1 protein-coding gene is annotated in these 389 nt (G+C 62.0%); it reads right to left on the minus strand.

Annotated elements, in window-relative coordinates; genetic code table 11:
• On the minus strand, positions 1–389 hold a 389-nt coding region (locus tag RVY79_RS17850), incomplete at both ends, for an FtsK/SpoIIIE domain-containing protein (protein WP_317465850.1).

Consider the following 389-nt stretch of genomic DNA (forward strand, 5'->3'; position numbering starts at 1 on the left):
GCACGCGCCTTCTGCGCAATCCGCGCGATCAGCTCTTCGACCTTCTTGCCGACCACCATCATCAGGTCGGCCAGCTCGTCGATCACGATGACGATCATGGGCAGCTTGTCGAGCGGCTCCGGCGCATCGGGCGTGAGGCTGAATGGGTTGGGAATCTTTTCTTCGCGCGCGGCGGCTTCTTCGATCTTCTTGTTGAAGCCTGCCAGGTTGCGCACGCCCATCTTGCTCATGAGCTTGTAGCGGCGTTCCATTTCGCCCACGGCCCAGTTCAGCGCGTGGCCGGCCTGGCGCATGTCGGTCACCACCGGGCACAAGAGATGCGGAATGCCTTCGTAGATGCTCAGTTCCAGCATCTTCGGGTCGATCAGGATCAGGCGCACCGCATCGGC

Origin of the sequence: Chromohalobacter sp. HP20-39 (genome assembly GCF_033052815.1) — a bacterium.
GTDB lineage: Bacteria > Pseudomonadota > Gammaproteobacteria > Pseudomonadales > Halomonadaceae > Chromohalobacter.